Source organism: Peribacillus sp. YIM B13472 (genome assembly GCF_042788005.1).
In the GTDB taxonomy this organism is placed as follows: Bacteria; Bacillota; Bacilli; order Bacillales; family DSM-1321; genus Peribacillus; species Peribacillus simplex_E.
This window is the reverse complement of the sequence record NZ_JBHZPG010000018.1, coordinates 1-17,051: the sequence shown is the minus strand read 5'-3', so window position 1 is coordinate 17,051 and position 17,051 is coordinate 1. Positions and strand designations below refer to the sequence as shown.

Annotated in this window: 17 protein-coding genes and 1 pseudogene; 17 read left to right on the top strand and 1 reads right to left on the bottom strand. The window is 35.9% G+C overall.

The genetic code is table 11. The features are described from left to right. The first annotated feature begins 316 nt into the window (after positions 1 to 316). The 13 genes and pseudogenes from ACFX4I_RS14980 to ACFX4I_RS14920 all read left to right on the top strand — a co-directional run bounded on the left by ACFX4I_RS14980 (position 317) and on the right by ACFX4I_RS14920 (position 10,812). A complete protein-coding gene (locus ACFX4I_RS14980; RefSeq protein ID WP_377421548.1) occupies positions 317 to 679 on the top strand; it encodes a group I truncated hemoglobin in 363 nt (120 codons plus the stop codon). A 1,205-nt stretch (positions 680 to 1,884) separates the two neighbouring features. Next, complete coding sequence (locus tag ACFX4I_RS14975; protein ID WP_377421546.1) at positions 1,885 to 2,481, top strand: TetR/AcrR family transcriptional regulator; 597 nt, start codon at positions 1,885 to 1,887, stop codon at positions 2,479 to 2,481. 437 nt (positions 2,482 to 2,918) lie between these two features. Beyond that, positions 2,919 to 4,262, top strand: coding sequence for an SCP2 sterol-binding domain-containing protein (locus ACFX4I_RS14970; RefSeq protein WP_230303097.1), 1,344 nt, complete (start codon positions 2,919 to 2,921; stop codon positions 4,260 to 4,262). A gap of 84 nt (positions 4,263 to 4,346) precedes the next feature. Beyond that, positions 4,347 to 4,586 (top strand): hypothetical protein, encoded by a 240-nt coding sequence (locus ACFX4I_RS14965; protein WP_230303098.1) that lies wholly within the window; start codon positions 4,347 to 4,349, stop codon positions 4,584 to 4,586. A gap of 257 nt (positions 4,587 to 4,843) precedes the next feature. Beyond that, positions 4,844 to 5,077 carry a hypothetical protein gene (locus ACFX4I_RS14960; protein WP_283932649.1) on the top strand — a complete coding sequence of 78 codons (234 nt, stop codon included), beginning with the start codon at positions 4,844 to 4,846 and terminating at the stop codon, positions 5,075 to 5,077. A gap of 5 nt (positions 5,078 to 5,082) precedes the next feature. Continuing rightward, positions 5,083 to 5,265: a TetR family transcriptional regulator C-terminal domain-containing protein gene (locus ACFX4I_RS14955; RefSeq protein ID WP_230303100.1), complete on the top strand. Its 183-nt coding sequence runs from the start codon at positions 5,083 to 5,085 to the stop codon at positions 5,263 to 5,265. Positions 5,266 to 5,306: 41 nt separating this feature from the next. After that, complete coding sequence (locus tag ACFX4I_RS14950) at positions 5,307 to 6,530, top strand: MFS transporter (RefSeq protein WP_377421543.1); 1,224 nt, start codon at positions 5,307 to 5,309, stop codon at positions 6,528 to 6,530. Between the two features lie 379 nt (positions 6,531 to 6,909). Continuing rightward, positions 6,910 to 7,176, top strand: a pseudogene (locus tag ACFX4I_RS14945) (2-oxo acid dehydrogenase subunit E2); the annotation flags it as partial. Positions 7,177 to 7,180: 4 nt separating this feature from the next. Then, positions 7,181 to 8,596, top strand: a complete 1,416-nt coding sequence (gene lpdA / locus ACFX4I_RS14940; protein WP_377421541.1) for a dihydrolipoyl dehydrogenase — start codon at positions 7,181 to 7,183, stop codon at positions 8,594 to 8,596. Positions 8,597 to 9,019: 423 nt separating this feature from the next. Next, positions 9,020 to 9,127 (top strand): excalibur calcium-binding domain-containing protein, encoded by a 108-nt coding sequence (locus tag ACFX4I_RS14935; protein WP_377421539.1) that lies wholly within the window; start codon positions 9,020 to 9,022, stop codon positions 9,125 to 9,127. A 425-nt stretch (positions 9,128 to 9,552) separates the two neighbouring features. Further along, on the top strand, positions 9,553 to 9,765 hold the full coding sequence (locus tag ACFX4I_RS14930) for a helix-turn-helix transcriptional regulator (protein ID WP_063575037.1): 213 nt from the start codon (positions 9,553 to 9,555) through the stop codon (positions 9,763 to 9,765). Position 9,766: 1 nt separating this feature from the next. Then, the gene (locus tag ACFX4I_RS14925) at positions 9,767 to 10,165 is read left to right on the top strand and encodes a hypothetical protein (protein ID WP_307273662.1); all 399 of its coding nucleotides are present in this window, start codon (positions 9,767 to 9,769) and stop codon (positions 10,163 to 10,165) included. 2 nt (positions 10,166 to 10,167) lie between these two features. Further along, a complete protein-coding gene (locus ACFX4I_RS14920) occupies positions 10,168 to 10,812 on the top strand; it encodes a stage II sporulation protein M (RefSeq protein WP_328167705.1) in 645 nt (214 codons plus the stop codon). A 242-nt stretch (positions 10,813 to 11,054) separates the two neighbouring features. Here the strand turns inward: ACFX4I_RS14920 and ACFX4I_RS14915 are convergent, their stop codons facing one another. Next, entirely contained in the window at positions 11,055 to 11,258 is a 204-nt protein-coding gene (locus ACFX4I_RS14915; RefSeq protein ID WP_214750194.1) for an alpha/beta-type small acid-soluble spore protein, read from the bottom strand. A gap of 477 nt (positions 11,259 to 11,735) precedes the next feature. Here ACFX4I_RS14915 and ACFX4I_RS14910 point away from each other — a divergent pair, with 477 nt between their 5' ends. The 4 genes from ACFX4I_RS14910 to ACFX4I_RS14895 all read left to right on the top strand — a co-directional run bounded on the left by ACFX4I_RS14910 (position 11,736) and on the right by ACFX4I_RS14895 (position 16,104). Next, positions 11,736 to 12,545 carry a methyltransferase domain-containing protein gene (locus ACFX4I_RS14910; protein WP_377421536.1) on the top strand — a complete coding sequence of 270 codons (810 nt, stop codon included), beginning with the start codon at positions 11,736 to 11,738 and terminating at the stop codon, positions 12,543 to 12,545. A gap of 776 nt (positions 12,546 to 13,321) precedes the next feature. Then, positions 13,322 to 13,777 (top strand): hypothetical protein, encoded by a 456-nt coding sequence (locus ACFX4I_RS14905; RefSeq protein WP_377421534.1) that lies wholly within the window; start codon positions 13,322 to 13,324, stop codon positions 13,775 to 13,777. 570 nt (positions 13,778 to 14,347) lie between these two features. Further along, positions 14,348 to 14,857, top strand: coding sequence for a MepB family protein (locus tag ACFX4I_RS14900; protein WP_063595400.1), 510 nt, complete (start codon positions 14,348 to 14,350; stop codon positions 14,855 to 14,857). Between the two features lie 308 nt (positions 14,858 to 15,165). Continuing rightward, the gene (locus tag ACFX4I_RS14895) at positions 15,166 to 16,104 is read left to right on the top strand and encodes a DNA/RNA non-specific endonuclease (RefSeq protein WP_377421532.1); all 939 of its coding nucleotides are present in this window, start codon (positions 15,166 to 15,168) and stop codon (positions 16,102 to 16,104) included. Positions 16,105 to 17,051: the final 947 nt, after the last annotated feature.

The following is a 17,051-nucleotide window of genomic DNA, read 5'->3' as shown; positions in this document are numbered from 1 at the left end:
CATCCCTTTCCCCACCATAGATGTAACAGGAAGTAAGATTACAATTTTGTCATATTACAATTTAAATAGGTAAAAAAAGTGAACAGTGAAAGTAATAAATGGAATTCACTAAATCAATTATGATTTTCAACAACTTAGTGGCAAAAAGCTGAATATAACCGAGTTCTTCTTCAGTAAGGGTCAGGATGGTTGCATAAGATCATAAGGTGCCGAGTGGTTTATTTTTTCAATTAAAGGGATTTGATGAAAGATAAGGAATAAAAACGAAATAATCTACAGAAAATACTTCTATTAACTACAAAATAGGAGTGTATATATGGAACAAACACTTTATGAAAAAGTTGGCGGAGAAGAAGCGATAGCAAAAGTTGTGGACTATTTTTACTCCGAGTTGGTTCTTAAGGATGATACAGTTAATCATTTTTTTGAAAAGACGGATATGGAAAAACAACGCCGTCATCAGACGAAATTTATTAGTTTTGCATTAGGTGGTCCAAAACAATACTCTGGACAATCCATGGCAAAAGCTCACCAAGGATTGAATCTGCAACCCGCCCATTTTGATGCCATTGTAAAACATCTTAACGATGCACTTGCTCACTTTGGAGTGAATGAAGGCGACATAGATACAGCTTTAACTAAAGTTGCTTCATTAAGAGATGATATCTTGTATAAATAATTGATATTTAGCTAAAAGGTATTTTGCTTCAGGAGCTGACTAGCAGCTCCTTTTTGTATGGAAACACAATAGTGATAAGGAAAAAGAAGATAATCCTTGGACAAGAAACCCAGCTAATTCTAATAGGAAGGTAGTTGGGTTTTAAAGTTAAATGTGTGCAAAGTATTTAATTACACGTTATTTCTTATTGTTGAATTAAAACAGCCGATAGTTTGTGAAGAATAATTAAACTCCCATGAAAATTAAAAAAGCTCAAAATCCAGAAAAAACCACAACAAAATAGACCCAGTAAAAACGCTTTTTAAAAAAAGGCTGAGCCTTATGAGTGATCTGATTGAGTTTTGTAAATCGTTAAACAAAAACTTCCAATCATTGCAAATTAAGTGAAGGCTAGCGCGACGACCAAAAAAGGATTAATCTCCCATGAGTGCTACCCATAAAGGGCGCGACAGTCGGTGGTACACCGTGGTCGTCGGAGTCAGACTAACGGATGGGCTCAAAGGCACCATAGTTCAACGACCTTCTTCGCCAGCCATTAAAACATTATCGACATAGAGACCAATTTTCATTCTCTGTGGTGAAGCGCTGATTTTTGCGCTTCATGGATGGCTAACGGGTGCGTTAGTTATTTAAGGATCACTAAAAATAATCAAGCTATTTACAAAAAATGTAAACTAAATCAATAGAAAAGAATCCATTTTGATCAATCTTTATTTCAAAGCTTTTTTTAACAGGTACTTTAGCACAATAAAGAAAAAAAGTCGATTCCTAACGGCAGGAAACGGCTTTTTTTGCTGGGATTTGCTTAGCGTACAAAATTCCGAAATGTTGGCAGTACCTCTTCTATACGTCTTTTTAGATGACAAAAAAACGACAAAACAAATGGAAAGTAACAGATCATTTTTATAAAAATCTATTTTTGTACCACAGCCGTCCGTTTTTGGTACACTTATTGTTTAGGGTGTAACTTTGACTGATAATTTGCGTTGGTTTTAAGCAAGTGATTTTGTGGAATCATTGTGGGCCTAGCATGTTTTCTTTGTACTTGTTCCTTTAAGGTTACCGCGTTCAGACAAACTTGCTGCCTTTTTATATGCCTATTATTTTTTGTACTTTACAAAGATACTACCTAATTGTACAATAAAAAAAGACCGAATGGTCTTATAAATTTCGTAAACTTTTTTCAAACGGAGGCAAATAGATTCATGGTTAATCGCAAGGGAGAACAGACTAAAGCCCTGATCTTAGAAAAAGCATCGAAACTTTTTAATAGCCAAGGATATAGGGCATCTTCTATATCCGACATCATGCACGAGACTGGTCTTCGAAAAGGAGGGATTTATAACCATTTCGAAAATAAAGAGGAAATAATGTTGAGCGCTTTTTCCTTTTCCATTGATGCGATGAGTCATTTTTTCTCTGAAGCAATGGCAGGCAAGCAAGGATGCATGGAACGTCTTCTTTCCATTATTTCCGTATTCGAGGGGATAGCTGAAAGAGAATTGTTTCCGGGAGGTTGCCCGATTATGAATGCTGCCATTGAGGCAGATGACGCAGACCTATTGCTTCAAGAAAAAGTCCGTGAAGCAATGGATGGTTTGCTCGGAATGGTTCGTAATCTTGTTCAAGAAGGCATAAAGAAGGGTGAGGTTAAACAAGGAGTGGATCCCGAGTTTGTGGCGACCGTGTTTATCTCCACGCTGGAGGGGGCGCTAGCACTTAGCAAACTTTACAAGAACCAAGAGTACATGAAAAGAGCTGTGCATCATCTTAGATCGTTTCTTGCTCAGAACTGTGCCTAACAGTCTAAAAAGAAGCCGGAGATGGCTTTTTTTTCACTCTAAAAAAGACCGAACGGTCTCATTAACTATCTATAATACTTAGAAGGCGATACTACGAAATCTGACAAGGATGCTGTCATAGTGGATGTCGTCTGATCATCGATGGGCAAGAAGAAAGAAACTATAAGTCTTGATCGGTTCCGATAGGCTTTCCGTACAAGTTCTGTGAGCCTTGGTAGAAAGCTTCACGACGGCGTACTTTGAGATGCTACTGATACAGCGATGAGAATAGCCTACACATCTACCCTCAGCGAAGGGGAGACATTCACAACGCTAGAACTAAAATCAATTTTACGAAGTCTGTATGGAATGCACGACTTCGAATGATTGGACAGGCCATCAAACAGGTTAGTACTGACGGATGGGCGTTAAATTGAACGACTAAGGAGTTGAGTGCTATGAAAAAGGTGACAATAAATGATCATCCTACCGTAAAACAATATTACAAGAAAAAGGAAATTATGCAGGGAACCGAAGGCAGGCGCATAGATACACAATGGTTGCGAAAATTATGTCTACATGCAGGAGCTGACGATGTTGGATTCGTCTCTATTGACCGAAACGAACTTGAGGACCAACGAAAAGAAATTTTTAATCTGTTTCCTGAAGCCAGGACGCTTATTAGTTTCGTCTGTAAAATGAACCGCGAGCCCTTGCGTTCGACAGCTCGATCCATTGCAAATACGGAATTTCATCATGTTGTCGATAACGTAACGCATATCGGACATGAAATCGTGAAAGAGCTTGAAGAGCAAGGGATCAAAGCATTGAATCCGCCAGCAGGATTCCCGATGGAGCAGGAAAGTACCGGAAAAGCATGGGTCATCTCACATAAACCAATTGCGGTTGCGGCTGGACTCGGACAAATCGGCATCCATAGAAATGTCATTCATCCCAAGTTCGGCAACTTTATTTTGTTAGGTACGATCCTTACAAATGCAGATATGACTTCGGAAAGTCAGCCCATTGATTATAATCCGTGTTTGGAGTGCAAATTGTGCGTAGCTGCCTGCCCGGTAGGAGCCATTGGCGCTGATGGTCATTTTAATTTCTCCGCCTGTTATACCCACAACTATAGAGAATTTTCCGGTGGCTTCACCGATTGGGTGAAGAATATTACCGACAGCAAAAATTCTAAAGCATACAGGGACAAAGTAAATGATGCAGAAACAGCATCTATGTGGCAGAGTCTTTCTTTTGGAGCTAACTATAAAGCGGCCTACTGTTTGTCCGTTTGTCCTGCTGGAGAAGATGTAATTGGTGAATTTCTTGACGATCGTAAGAAATTTTTGAAGGACGTTGTCAAACCACTGCAAGATAAAAGCGAAATGGTGTATGTAGTGCCGAATTCCGACGCTGAGGATCATGTCAAAAAGCGTTTTCCCCATAAACAAGTTCGGCCGGTGAGCAACGGCTTACAATCGAAATCAATCCGGGCGTTTTTGCAAGTGCTTCCTCATATGTTTCAAAGAAATCAAGCAAAAGATTTAGCTGCTACCTATCATTTTACATTTACTGGAGAAGAAGATGCTCAAGCAACGGTTATCATTAAGAACAAGACCCTTACTGTGGAAAAGGGACATATCGGGGATGCAGATTTCCAACTTATTGCAGACAGTCAAACATGGATTCGGCTGATGGCCAAAGAAACAGGGATATTATCAGCCGTCATGTCAGGTAAAATTCGCACAAAAGGCCAGTTAAAGCTGTTCAAGGCTTTCAGCAAGTGCTTTCCGTCATAAAAAATGAGAAGATTTTAAAGAAATATGCTTTTTAATTTTCTTCATCATTAGTAAATTAACTTAAATGTTTAGGAGGTAAAATCAATGAGTACAGCTATTGAGAATGAAGTCATTTATAAAGCAAAGCTTGCAAAAGAAGCAAGTTTAGAAATGCAAAATAAAACAACTGAAGAAAAAAATACAGCACTATTAGCAATTGCAGAGCAATTACTAATAGATCAAGCGTTTATACTAAAAGAAAATGCAAAAGACATTGAATATGGTCATAAATTAGGGTTATCTGAGTCGCCGGTAAGATGGTTAGGTACGCAATCAAGGGTTTGAAAAAGGATCGCTTTGAGATCCTGCCGGGCCAGAGCACTGCGCTGAAGTTCATGAGTCGTGTTGCACCTCAGTTTATATTAAATCAGATAAGCAAAACTGTTGACAATATGCTGACTCAAACCAAGAGTTAACTATACGGAACAGTGGTACATTAAACACTTTGCGTTTAAAAAATATCCAATTCTATCTCTAAAATAATGGAGGTAACAGGATTAAAAAAAGGAAGAATATATAGACATTTAGATAGTAAGGACGAATTGGCCAAAGCTTCGTTTTCATACTTTTTAATCACTCTAAAAGAAAATTATTTACAAGCTATCAAATCCAAGGAAACAGCAAACGAACAATTTCAGGCTTTTGCTTCTATTTTTATGACTTTGAACAACAATGATATCTTAGTGGGTGGCTGTCCCTTAATGAATGCAGCTATTGAAGTAGATGATTCAGAAATTTTGATTGAAGATGCATTTAAGGAAGGTTTGATGGCTTAATAAAGATGATCAAGAATTTGATTGAATTTGGTCAGGGTCAAAATGAAATTAACATGAATGTTGATTCTGAACAGATGACTGTATTCATTCTCTCTTCCATGGAGGGTGCATTGGCCCTCAGCAGATTTTATAAGGATAAGCGATATTTAGACATGGTCATCATGCAGATAAATGCTATTCTTTTCTAATTCTATTTTTTATTCTTTTTTTTGAACAAAAAAGAGACCGATTGGTTTTTTATTCAGGGGGGATTTATATTCTAGCACATAAAAAATGGTCTATGTGGTCACAACTTATTGCGGGTTTCTTGTTGGTTATTTCGACTACTGGCTTTGCAAGATTGGCTTATGGTGTGTTAATGCCTTTTATGCAAGCCGACTTAAATATAAACTACACACAGGCAGGATTATTAGCAACAACGATCTCGCTTGGCTTTCTTGCAATATCCCCCTTAGCTGGGTTATTAGCACTCAAGTTTGGAATGAAACAAGTCATTATGGCAGGTGGCTTTCTCGTCACAGTTAGCTTCCTTTTTCTTTCATTCTCGAACTCCTTTTATCTATACATGCTTATTATGTTTTTTTGCGGGGCAGGAAGTGCTTTAGCCTTTTCCCCCATAATGTCTTTACTAGTCATCCAATTCCAAAAGAAAAAGGGATTAGTACTCGGTGTCTTATTAAGTGGGGTGGGTTCAGGAATGCTTCTTAGTGGTCTCATGACCACCTATTTGATTAGGTATTTTCCTGTATGGGAATGGAGAGCTATTTGGATAATTTTTTCCATCACCTCTATTTTATTCACACTACTCTCATGGATCGTATTGAAAGAACCAGGAAAGAGTGTGACTAACAAAGATGATAGTAATCAAGGAGTCGCTCACGCTTACAAAAACCGAAAAATCCTTAGGGTAGGTATTATTTACTTTTTAATTGGATTGGCTTATCTTATCCCAATCCTTTTCCAAACATCATTTATGATACACTCTGGGATCAGCGAAAGAGTGGCCGGTAGTTTATTTTCAATTTCTGGATTATTTACAATTATTGGAGGTCCGATTTGGGGAATCGTTTCAGATAAAGTAGGGAGAAAAAAATCTTTACTCGTTGCTTTGGCTTTTTGTGTTATGGGAGGTATTATTCCAGTCGTCGATGATCACATAATAAGTTTTATGGCTTCGGCAATTTTATTTGGTTTTTCCATTGGAGGTCTCATGGTTCTTGTCCAAGCGATGGCAGTAGAACGCTCTCTTCCTTATCTAGTACCAGCCGTTTTGGGCTTCATAACCATTTTCTTTGCAACTGGTCAATTATTAGGACCCTTTCTTGCAGGATCAATTATTGAGCATTTAGGGGGAGTTCGAGAGGCATATATCTTTGCCATATTCATATTTTTTACTGCCCTTATACTCACTTGTTTTGTAAGTGAAAAGGAGAAAGTTGTATTGGAAACATAAAACACAAACAACGTAAAGGGGAATGGATGATGGAGAATACGATTAAACTAAATGCGCACAAGGAAATTTCAGTCCCACCTATTAAACTTTCTAAGTGATCCATTATCCACACCTTCTAAAATATAAAATTTACTTTTAAAAGTATTTTTCAACGATGCAGGTAAAGATATCTTATTTTAACTTTGCCACTGAAAATGATGACGGGTGAAATACCTGAATCTCCAGCTGCACAAGTACTTGGTTTTAAGGTGGTAGATGTTGAAGAAGGTAAGTTGTTATTGAAATGGAAGCTTCTGAAAGATTGCATAATCTAATGGGCACGCTACATGATGGGTTACTTTGTGATATGGCTGATGAGTGTGATGGGATATGCTTTTGCAAACTTGCACCAAATGAAATGAAGGATGCATCAAGTACGATTTCAAACATTGGTTCAGCTGGCGGACAATGGTTTACACCTGTTATTAACCATCCTGAAGTAGCTATTCTTGGGGTTGGCCGTATTGCTGAAAAACCAATTGTTCGAGAGGGTGAAAAAATTGTAAGCTTCGACCCCAGAATGATCGACGGAGCTACAGCGCAGAATGCAATGAATTATATTAAGCGATTATTAAACGACCCAAAACAATTGTTAATGGAGGCGTAAGTAAATGGTTGTCGGAGATTTCCCAATTGAAACAGATACTATAGTCATCGGTGCAGGTCCTGGGGGTTATGTAGCAGCAATTCGTGCTGCCCAGCTGGGACAAAAAGTAACAATTGTTGAAAAGGAATATTTGGGCGGTGTATGTTGTAATGTCGGCTGTATTCCTTCAAAGGCATTAATTGCCACTGGTCACCGCTATGAAACAGCTAAGCATTCGGATGCATATGGGATTACAGCAGAGAATGTAAAGGTTGATTTTTCAAAGGTACAAGAGTGGAAAGATAGTGTAGTGAAAAAGTTAACTGGCGGTGTCGAAGGACTATTAAAAGGAAATAAAGTTGAGATTGTACGTGGTGAAGCATTCTTTGTAGACAGTAATTCATTACGCGTAATAGGCGAAAAAAATGCTCAAACATACACCTTTAAAAATGCAATTATTGCAACAGGATCGCGTTCAATTGAGTTGCCTACATTTAAATATTCAAAACGCGTTCTAAATTCGACTGGTGCCCTCAGCTTAAATGAAATTCCTGAAAAAATCGTTGTTATTGGCGGCGGTGTTATCGGAATCGAACTTGGCGGTGCCTATGCAAACTTTGGTACCCAAGTAACGATTTTAGAGGGTGCAGATGAAATTTTAGGTGTAGGTTTTGAAAAACAAATGTCAGCCGTTGTTAAGAAGAGTATGAAGAAAAAAGGTGTAGAATTTTATACCAAAGCAATGGCAAAAGGTGTAGAAGAAACAGAAAATGGCGTCACTGTAACCTTTGAGGTAAAAGGCGAAGAAAAGAAAATAGACGCTGATTATGTGTTTGTAATGGTCGGACGCCGCCCGAATACGGATGAAATAGGTCTTGAAAAAGCCGGCGTAAAAATGACAGACCGTGGACTTATTGAAATCGATAAGCAATGCCGCACGAATGTTCCTAATATTTATGCAATCGGTGATGTTGTTCCAGGTCCACAATTAGCACATAAGGCATTCTATGAAGCAAAAATTGCTGCTGAAGCGATTGCCGGACATCCATCTGAAATTGATTATATAGGCATTCCAGCAGTCGTATTTTCAGACCCTGAGCTTGCAACTGTAGGTTATACTGAACAACAAGCAAAAGATGAAGGTATTGAAGTAGTAGCTGCGAAATTCCCATATGCGGGAAATGGACGTGCCTTGTCACTTGACAGCACAGAGGGGTTCGTTAAGCTTGTAACTCGTAAAGAAGATGGACTTGTTATCGGGGCGCAAGTTGCCGGAGCAAATGCATCAGATCTCATTTCGGAGTTAGGTTTAGCTGTTGAAACAGGATTGACTGCAGAAGACATCGCTATGACAATCCATGCCCATCCAACACTTGGAGAAATGACAATGGAAGCTGCCGAAGTGGCACTTGGAACCCCAATTCATATCATTAATAATTGATTGGATTCTGTACCGAACCAATCAATTCAAGCGAAGTAAACTATGCAATCTTTACTCCAGAATTGCGCCGTTTCTTGAATAACTAAAATATGGTCTCAGTCGTAAAATCACTTTATTCTTATTAAGTTAACGGGAGTTCAATAAGAACTCCCAACCATTACTTGTTATACGCATTTTGAGTAATAAGTTGCTTATTGCTTTCATCAGCATGAATAAGTTCTAAAAAGTTAGAAATTAATGTTTTGATCGAGCTTAAAGCAAGTTAGATCTAACAGTTTGGTTTCCCTATCCAAATGAGAATATTCATTCTTTAATTGTCTAAAGAATTTATTGTGGGAGGGATGAATGATATAAAATTGTTGTGCTCCAAGTGCGCCAAATGATTCTCAATCCTTCTCAGAATAAGAGATAATACGTTCTAAGGTGGGAGTAGCCGTACGATCCGCCGGTGCAGCGCCTGTATATGAAGGAAGTCCTGGTTACGGCAAGCATCTAGACCGTGATGGCGATGGAATTGGTTGTGATAAGTAAGGTAAGTCTGAGAGGACTAGTAGATAGTCCTCTTTCTTTTATTAAAAGGCTCTGTTAAAGATTAGTGTTGATTTTCTTATTAAACTAACGGGGCAGTTTAGTTCAAGAGTGCTGTTTGATCTTTGTTCAACAATTGGGCCATATAATTGAACAACAACTTTAAAGGAATCTGGATATTCTGTATAAGAATATTTGAGATTCTGAAAAATTGAACTTAAATTATGGGGTCAGTTGAATATACAAAAAAGTCGGTCCCTTTCATATAGGAGCTGACTTTTTTTAGTCTCAAATAGATGGGTTATTTCGAACTAGTAAAAAATAATTAAAACTGGTAAAAAATAGAATGTAATGTTGACATTACATTTTAAACTGTATATTATTTGATTATGTAATGTATACGTTACATTTTAGGAAGGATGTAATTCATGAAGCATGGGGTACGAAATTCAGTCAAAGAATTTAGAAAAGAAAAGGGCATAACACAGGACCAATTAGCTGAAAGTATCTCTGTTACAAGACAAACGATTATAGCGATTGAAAAACAACGATATGAACCATCTATTGGTACTGCTCTTAAATTAGCAACTGTTTTAGAATGTTCGCTTGAAAAATTATTTTGGATAGAAGGAGAAGAATAAATTGAATGTATCGTATCGAACAAATTTTATTTTGCGTATGGGGATTCCATTGTTTTTGTTTATTAGTTATTTCTTCATTTCACATTCTAAATTAACATTAATCATTGCTGTTTTAGCAACAATTCAAGTGATTGCATTTGGTTTAGATATTCATAGAAAAGGTAATTGGAATAAAATCAATCTTCAGCATGACCAACGTACACGGTATAATACCTTATTTGCAGGAAATCTCAACTATTGGTTTACCATTCTCGTTTTATCTATTGGCACATTATTAATTCAAAACTCCATAATCTCGATCACATATCCGAAGTTGATTGGGTACCTGATCTTAATTAGTTTAATTTTAAGATGGATGATACCAGATTACTTAAATAATCAAGCAGAATCCGAGGATTAAAAATGAAAAAAGTCTATTTAAAAGAATTTGAGATTTACAAGAAGAGTTATCAAAAAAGTTTTTGGTGGACATTTATTTTTTCAATTATTATTTTGATCGTGTGTTTCACATTGTCTTTTTTTATGGCTGATTTCTTCATAAAACAAACAGAAGCAATTGCTGAAAGTATGGCTAACGATATAGCTGAAATACGCGGTAAAGAAATAAGTGAACTATCGGATATACAAACCTTCCTAGTGATTTTTTGGAACAATATCAAAGTAGGTGCAATTACAGTCTTATTAGGAATAATCCCTTTATATCGATTGCCATCCTTTTTTATGGTTTTACAATTTATTGTGATTGGTGTGGTATTTGGTGGATTATCTGCAATGGGACACAGTGTGTTAAACGCATTTGTTTTTAGTTTTTTACCCCATGCCATCATTGAACTTACTGCATTTGTTTACAGCGTAGCAATAGGCAGCTTTATTAATCGAAATATCTTAACGAAAATATTCTTTCGTAAAAAGAAAGATTCTGAACCAATAGGGAAACTATTAAAGCAATCTTTAAGAAGTTACATATTCGTTGTCATTCCATTATTGTTCATAGCAGCTTTTATAGAAGCGTTTATTACTTCTCGATTATCAGAAACTTTTTTATGATAAATAGTCAAATATATTTTAAATGGTAACTATCGAAAGCGTGGATCTAAGAAGAATTAACGCTTTATTTTTTTTACTTATTTTACTAACGGTACAGGTTAGTTTATTAAGCTTAGTGTATTCGTACTGTGACATAGTAAAATAACAGTAACTGATGTTTCTGTTTCTTTTTTTTTTGAAATTTGTAAAATTATAAATAGGGATAGTCTAATCACTATCCCTAACATTACATATGATTTCGATTAACGAGTTCTTCCGCCTAATTGTTGTTCAGCCATTTGCACTAAACGTTTTGTAATTTCTCCACCAACAGATCCGTTTGCACGAGATGTTGTATCAGCGCCAAGTGTAACACCGAATTCACTAGAGATTTCGTATTTCATTTGTTCTAGAGCTTGCTCTGCACCATTAACTACTAATTGATTACTGTTGTTATTTCTAGCCATGTTGTCAGCTCCTATGAATGTAATGTGTTGCTAGTCATAGGTTTTGATATTGTTAAGAGTTATATACATAGAATTTTAAAATAAATTAAGACAGTGATTAAGTGAAATTAAAACTCATCTGTAGCTCTAGAAAGGAAGAGCACAGGAAAACATTGATGCCACCGGGTCGCAAGGTAAGGGTTTCAGAAGTTCCGAAAAGCAAATAATCTGAGGCAGAGGCTTTCTCCTCCTATTGCACAGTTTGTGTCAACTATACAATAAGGCAGGTTGCTGAGGTTGCCATTTTCTTATGGCACTAACGGGGCAGGTTAGTTCAACAACAAAGGGAAGTTTCCTTGAATGGAACCGTTATTCTATTTACTTAGATTTTAATGATGAACCTTATTAATTCCTTTTTGGAATAAAGAACAATAAAATTTTAAATGGTAAAATGAATTTATTGAAAATTGCAATAAACACAGGGGAGGGGAATCACGTTTGGATACAAAAATGGCTCGAAATCGTGCTGAATTATCTGGAAAGTTAACAAATGTATTAGACTCCAGAACGTTAACAAACTCACACAAAAGGCTTGCAGAAATTATTACGGAAGGCATGGCAATTCTTGATATTGGATGTGGTACAGGGGCAATTACTAGAGGCATAGCAGAAGCTGTGGGTCCAAATGGACGTGTAGTAGGAATTGACAGTAATCCAACCTTAATTCAAAAAGCACGTCAATCATATGGCGAAATACCAGGATTATCATTTGAAACAGGTGACATTTATAATCTTCCTTATGAACAAAAATTTGACATTGTTACCTGTTCACGGGTATTAATATGGTTATCCGACCCATTAAAAGGATTGAAAATGATGACATCTGCTGCAAAAATTGGAGGTCGCATTTTAATTGCGGATTATAACCATGAAAAGATATCATGGAATCCCCTGCCACCTTCAAGTATGCTCAACTTTTATGCTGCCTATTTGAAATGGCGTACGGACGCAGGTATGGATAATACAATTGCCGATAACCTTCCTGGGCTTTTTCGAAAAGTTGGTATAGAAGATATTACTATAACCCCCCTTCATGAGGTAACAAATAGAAGGGACCCTGATTTTCAAACTCGCATTGGGATATGGGCTGATACTGCATCAAGCAGAGGAGTTCAAATGGCGAGAGACGGTTTTATTTGTGAACAGGATTATGTGAGTGCTGAAAACGATTATCGTGAATGGATGATGCGTGAGGCTGAATCTTTAACGATGTATATGGTAGCAGTTGAAGGTGTAAGGGTCTGTTAAAGCCCCACTCAAAATTTAGCCACTAATAATGCTTATACTATGTTGTTAATGAACTAACGGGTGCTTTAGCTTAGGATCGGAGCTGTCTTTAAAAGGCAGCTTTTTCTTTATGCAACTATCGGGGCAGGATAGTTCAATAAGACGACTGGGAAATGAAGTATAATTTAAATAGTCAAATTAAGAAATGAGTGATAATGAAGTGGATTTTAATGAATTGATACAAGAGAAAGGATATATTTGAAAAAAATAATAGAAACCAAAGAAAATTCATTACGATTGCTTATTAATAGAAGCACGTTCAACATCGATTTACCTATGGTGCAATTAGAATTTGAATCATATATTTCATATTCTGTTATTGATGAATGTTTTTCATATTCTATAGATAACTCTGAAATATCAAAGGTAGAGCTATTTCGGATATATACCAAGTCAAGGTATTTGGATTTTATAAAAATAGCCACGTGTAGATTACAAATAAAGTTATACCGTTCACAAAAAAGATGTACCGTTTGCAATAAAGTTATACCGTTTCCCCTTTGGTTATGATTAGCCAAAGGGGTGTTTTTATGATTAATATGGGAAAATAATATTTGACGCTGAAAAGTTGGGTTCAGGAACTGTTAAGTGAAAATAGAGTTGTTCCGTTAAAGGGCCAGATTGTGGAGGAGTTCTTCTAAGGAAATTGAATAAAGTTTATGTAACTATTACTTGGTAAGTTAAACTATTAATAGTTGATTACTTTCGTAGTTTTAGAAATTAAAGGAGCTGAAGAGATGAAAAATATTAATGAATTAAATTACTCAACAGTTAGAATTACTTCGAGACTTAAAAACGGTGTTAGTACGGGAACTGGATTCATCGTTAGATATGCTGAACAGTTTAGAGATGGACAATATCTAAACGTCCCATCAATTGTAACAAATAAACATGTAATTGATGGAGCTGTCGATATTACTGTAAGATTCCATACAGCTAATATAATTAATGGCAAGAAAACAAATTCACAATGTGAATTTGTAGTTTCTACTGATGAATTTTTTATGCATCCTGATGAAGATGTAGATTTGTGTGCAATGCCAATAGCTAGTTTATATAAAATGACAGAAAAGGACAATATAAAACCTTATTATTATGGTATCAGTCTTAAACAGATACCACATGATGACAAGCTAAATAGTTTTCTTCCAACTGAAGATATAATAGTTGTTGGTTATCCTGGGATGAACTAAATAATTATCCCATTTTTAGAAAAGGCACATTAGCTACAGCTCCTGGTATTAATTATAAAGGAAAGAAAGAATTTCTAATTGATTGTGCTATTTACCCTGGGTCAAGTGGTTCACCTGTACTTTCTGTTAAAAAACTAATACATAAGGAAACATTTGAACCATTTCATACTGTGGAACTGCTAGGTGTAGTGTATGCTACATATCAACATGCAGCACAAGGCGGTTTAACTATTAAAAATATACCTACAAATGTTAATACTCCAGTTCCTAACCATTTAGGGCTAGTCCTAAATAGTACGAGGGTTCATGAACTAAATAAGATAATTAGTGATTATTTTGCAGATACTCCTGTTGAGGAAATACATGATGCTATTGGAAAAGGCAAGGGGAATAGATAATTAGAAATGAATTATTAAAATTGTATTAGTGCAAGGCCTAGTAATTATAGAAAATGAATTAGGTCGTAAGCAAATTATATTTTTGTTCAACAATCGGGCGCATTTCTGGAATAAGAATTGCGCTCTTTCTTAATGCATAGGGCCATTTTGTTTGAAATTTAGGAGTGAAGAAATGAATAATTTTTTTACAGCATTAACTTATGTAAATAAAATGATTTATGAGTCGAATCACTTAACTGTAAAGTCAGTTCAAGAAGAGAAGCAAAATTCTAAGTATGGTGCTGGTACATTTCAATTATCTTCTAAAACAGTTCGATTCAGAGTTGCGAATATAACCCCTACCAAAGTAGGGCAGTTTGTTGCATTTTGGGAAAAAGACGAAAATAATAAAAATCAACCCTACTTATATGAGGAAGCCCCTGATTTATTAGTTATAACTACCTTTAAAAATGAAAATGAGTTTGGTCAATTTATTTTCCCAAAAGAAATTCTTTTAAAACAGAACATTCTTAGGTCTACTTCAACAAAGGGCAAAATGGCACTAAGAGTTTATCCTAGCTGGGATAGTCCGAGTAGTAATCAATCGATGAAAACTCAAAAATGGCAGTTACCCTATTTTGTTGACATGTGTAATCCGAATAAATTACCCTTAGAAAAAATATTAGAACTCTATTCTTTTTAATCCTCTGCAATCGGGCGCGATTGTTGTATAAAATAGGTGGGAAAATGATCAAACTTTTTTATAAAGCTACAGTATTAAATATAGGGTTTTTCTTTTCCCCCTAAATCCCAGCTGCATTATTCGAGTTGCAATTTGAAACTGTACAAGCCTTTATTGAAATTTAATACTGCACACTTCGAACAAATTATCTACTGTAATAAAGTTAATCTTGGAATATACTATTATCAATAGGTTAACAATGTTAATCTATGTTAAATTCCGAGATTTTTAGAATGAACAGTATGAAACTACTATAGGAGAGTCCTAAAATGAAAAAGAAAATGAACTATTTTATCTTACTTTTAACGACCATCTTTATGGTTGGTTGTACCAACGTAGAAGATGCATCCGTTACAGATGGAGAAACAGATCCACAAGAAGTAACCACAGTGGAAACAAATAAAAATAGCGAAAAAGAAGAAACTATCACTACGGTTGTTGATGAACCAGTAGTAGAGGAAACACCAACCCAACCAAAAAATGAACTCTTCTCAGGATACAAACTTACTGAAGTTGATGGTGGTGATTTGTCTGGATATCGTGAACCTAACGTCGTCGTTGACATTGGTTATGGGGACCGTGAATATTGGGCATTTACTAATGAATACGGGCAACTAGTACGTGTCATTGCTGACGAAATCATTATACAAGATGACAGTAATGAACCTGTATTATCGTCTGGCAGATACTATTCTGATGAGGCAAAGGTTCCTGGTGTCGAAAGTGACGTTTTAGATGAAGGACATATCATTGCTGATTCTCTCGGAGGGGTATCGAATGCTTATAATATTGCCCCACAAGATAGTACGCTTAACCGACATGGTGATCAAGCTTATATGGAAGACGTGATCCGTAACGCAGGTGGAGCTACTAATTTTGAAGCAATTATCACATATCCGAATACGGAAACGCAGATTCCTTCAAGTTATCAGTATACCTATACTTTAATGGGTAGAGAAATCGTTGATACATTTGACAATGTGAACCCTGATGAAGTAAACTCATCACTCGGTTTAACAGGCAGTGAGCCTTCTGATTCAACTAGTTCAAACACAAACGGTGATATTTCTAGTGTTGATACTAACGGTAATGGACAGGTGACGATTAAAGAAGCAAAAGCAGCAGGTTTTAGTATGCCAATAACGAGTGATCATTGGTTATACCCATATATGCAAGATAATGATAAGGACGGTATGGTAGGTGAGTAAGCCCCTAGAACTTTGAGGCAAAATAAATGAACGAAAGAACTGTTTCCTCGTTGGACGATTTATAACAAGTTGCAAACGGATGACTTTAGTTTAATAACAATCTTCAACTATCGGGCGCTTTAATGGAGGAAAGACCATAGTAATATAATCAAACTTTTTTATAAAAGGGTGATTCAATTGAATATAGAAAAAGCGTGTTTTGATCAATCTTTTTTTCAAAACACGCTTTTTCTCTTGCTCTTTTATCAAGGTTTATAGGGTTAATTTAATCAAACTTTATTTTAAAGCTACACCACGAATGAACGAGAAGATGTATATCCCTCTGAAAATTACATCCATTATCAGTTTCCCTGCTTAAATCACACGATTGATGTTATTTCTTGTGAAGAACCAAAAGTAACCGTGGTAACAGGTTAAACTAACAACCTATTTGAATCCTTTTCTTGTTGAACTAACGGGTGCTTTAATTGAAGAAGACGGGAAACCTCAATAAATGAAGATTCCCCTAATTACTATATAAAAATCAACATTTAATTTAACAGAGCCTATTTGAAATAAAGAAGGGGGAATTTATATGACAATTAAGGATTCGTACAACTTGTTTTTTGAATATATTAATTAAAAGCAAATAAGTACAATTGAAAACCTAATTAAGGAAATGGTCAAAAAATATATAAATCGAAGTTTTGGAAATAATAATTCTTGTGTTATGAGCTATGTTTTCGCATTCCTTTGGTAAAATGTAAGTGAAGATTTCTTATCTATTAAGTCAAAAAGGGGCTGATAAAATGGGGTTGTTAAGCAAATTTTTTGGAAGTAAAAAGCAAGAAAAACAGAATGATAATCAGAAAGATTGGATTTGAGTCAATATTTTGGACACTAAAAAGTTAAATCTTAAGCTGTATTCCTAATTCGATCTTCAATGGCCTGTGGTGTTTGATAGCCTA